The sequence below is a fragment of the Streptomyces sp. WAC05292 genome, assembly GCF_003949955.1.
GTDB classification, from domain to species: Bacteria; Actinomycetota; Actinomycetes; order Streptomycetales; family Streptomycetaceae; genus Streptomyces; species Streptomyces globosus.
This window is the reverse complement of sequence record NZ_RPSE01000630.1, coordinates 1-2,226: the sequence shown is the minus strand read 5'-3', so window position 1 is coordinate 2,226 and position 2,226 is coordinate 1. Positions and strand designations below refer to the sequence as shown.

The 2,226-nt window shown below is 75.2% G+C and carries 1 protein-coding gene and 1 pseudogene; one reads left to right on the top strand and one right to left on the bottom strand.

What is annotated here, in order from left to right; genetic code table 11:
• Positions 1-74: 74 nt before the first annotated feature.
• Complete coding sequence (gene npdG, locus EF903_RS31840; RefSeq protein WP_125548437.1) at positions 75-797, top strand: NADPH-dependent F420 reductase; 723 nt, start codon at positions 75-77, stop codon at positions 795-797.
• A gap of 58 nt (positions 798-855) precedes the next feature.
• On the opposite strand, the pseudogene EF903_RS31835 reads toward npdG, so the two are convergent.
• Positions 856-2,226 (bottom strand): annotated as a pseudogene (locus EF903_RS31835) (TerD family protein); the annotation flags it as partial.

The following is a 2,226-nucleotide window of genomic DNA, read 5'->3' as shown; positions in this document are numbered from 1 at the left end:
GGGGAACCGGGGCCGGGCGGCCGCGCCGGGCGGCACCCGTTCGCGCGTGCGGATCCCCGGACTACGCTCCCCCCATGACCTCAAGCGACAGCACCCAGAAGCCGCCCGCGCCCGCCAAGGCCCCCGCCAAGGACCCGTGGGACCTCCCGGACGTCTCCGGCCTCGTCGTCGGCGTCCTCGGCGGCACCGGCGACCAGGGCCGGGGCCTGGCCTACCGGTTTGCCAAGGCCGGCCAGAAGGTGGTCATCGGCTCCCGCGCCGCGGACCGCGCCCGCCAAGCCGCCGCCGAGATCGGCCTCGGCGTGGAGGGCGCCGACAACGCCGAGACCGCCCGCCGCAGCGACGTAGTGATCATCGCGGTGCCCTGGGAGGGCCACGCGAAGACCCTCGAAGCCCTCCGCGAGGACCTCGCGGGCAAGCTCGTCGTGGACTGCGTCAACCCCCTCGGCTTCGACAAGCAGGGCGCGTACGCCCTCCGGGTCGAGGAGGGCAGCGCCGCCCAGCAGGCCGCCGCGCTCCTCCCCGACTCGCGGGTCACCGCCGCCTTCCACCACCTGTCGGCGGTCCTCCTCCAGGACGAGTCCGTCGCGGAGATCGACACGGACGTGATGGTCCTCGGCGACTCCCGCGCCGACACCGACACCGTCCAGGCCCTGGCCGCCCGCATCCCCGGCATGCGCGGCGTCTTCGCCGGCCGGCTGCGCAACGCCCACCAGGTCGAGGCGCTCGTGGCGAACCTGATCTCCACCAACCGCCGCTACAAGGCCCACGCCGCCCTCCGCGTCACCGACGTCTGACCGGCCCCGCAGCGGCCCGGCCCGGCCTCCGGGGAGGCCGGGCCGCGCTCCGGGGCCGTCAGCCGCGGCGTCCCGACCGGCCCTCGAAGCCGGCCAGATGGGCGAGGACACCGCTGTGGAAGCGGCCCACCGCGGCGTCGACACTGCGGATGAAGCCGGTCTCCGCGCTGCCCCGGCCGCTGCCCATGCCCTTGATCAGGGACAGTCGGAACCCGGTGATCGGCGCCCCGTTCGCGGGCAGCAGGCCGCCCGGTTCGGGGCGGAGCCGCTCCAGCGTGCCCCGGGGGCCGTTGTCGCCTTCCACGATGCTCTCGACGTGCAGGTCCGCCGGGGCGTCCGCCAGCATCCGCACCAGCCGCTTCACCGTCGCCAGCGGGTAGGCGCCCTCCGGAGCCGCCACCTCCGCCGAGGTCCGGATCCGGCCCGTGCGGAGGTCCGCGGTCACCGCGACCACGCTGTTCGTGCCGTCGATGCGCAGCTCGGCGAAGAGCCTGCCCTCCCGGCACAGCCGCTCGGCCGCGGCGACCCTCCGCGCGTGCGGGTCGCTGCCGCGCCGGGCCCGCTGCACGGGCAGCGCCTTCTGCCCCAGCTCGCCGCCCAGGCGCAGGCACACCTGGCGGATCAGCCGTTCCCAGCTCTCCACCACGCCGACGGCCCGCTCGTCGCCCGCGGAGATCGTCTCGTCCTCGACCCCCTTGCGTACGGGCACCCAGGCCGGCCCCATGTTGTGGAAGCCGTGGCAGCCGGACTGCTCGTGCCGCAGGTAGGCGAGGAGCTCCTGGAGCAGCCAGGCGTGGGCGGGGTTCCCGACGCCCTCGTGGAGGAGCAGCATCTGCGCCTGGTGCGCCACCTCCGCCCAGGAGAGGTGCCACAGGCCGACCTTGTGCTTGCGCCGCCCGTCGATCCTTACGTCCACGATCGGGACGCCGTCCAGCGCGACGTCGTTGGAGAGGGTGATCACCGCCTCGTAGCCGCGGCGCGCCGCGATGTCCATGTACTCCTGCACCTGCTCCGGCTTGAGCGGGTTGCCGTTCGTCTTCGTCTCCAGCAGGGCGGTCCAGATCCGGCCCGCCCGCTCCACGCGGATCACCCCGTCGGGCCGCCGCGGGGCGTCGCCGTGCGGCAGGGACACCTCGGTGAAGGTCTGCATCCGCCCGGCAGGGGCGCCGAAGCCGGCCGTCAGGCGGCGGCCCAGCTCGGGGACCTGGGCCATCACGGACAGCAGGATCGAGGTGGCGCGGACCTCCCGCTCGCGGTCGCTCTTCAGCGTCGGCGCCGGGAACAGGCAGGCCTGCCGCCAGGTGTCGTTCTCGGCGAGGGACTTCCCTGCGGCCCTGGGCAGGGTGGTCTTCTTCTTCGTCGTCCGGGGGCTGCGGGCCGTGCGCTGCACGGGCAGGGCGGGGACGGCGGGGGCCGCGGAGGCGTCCGC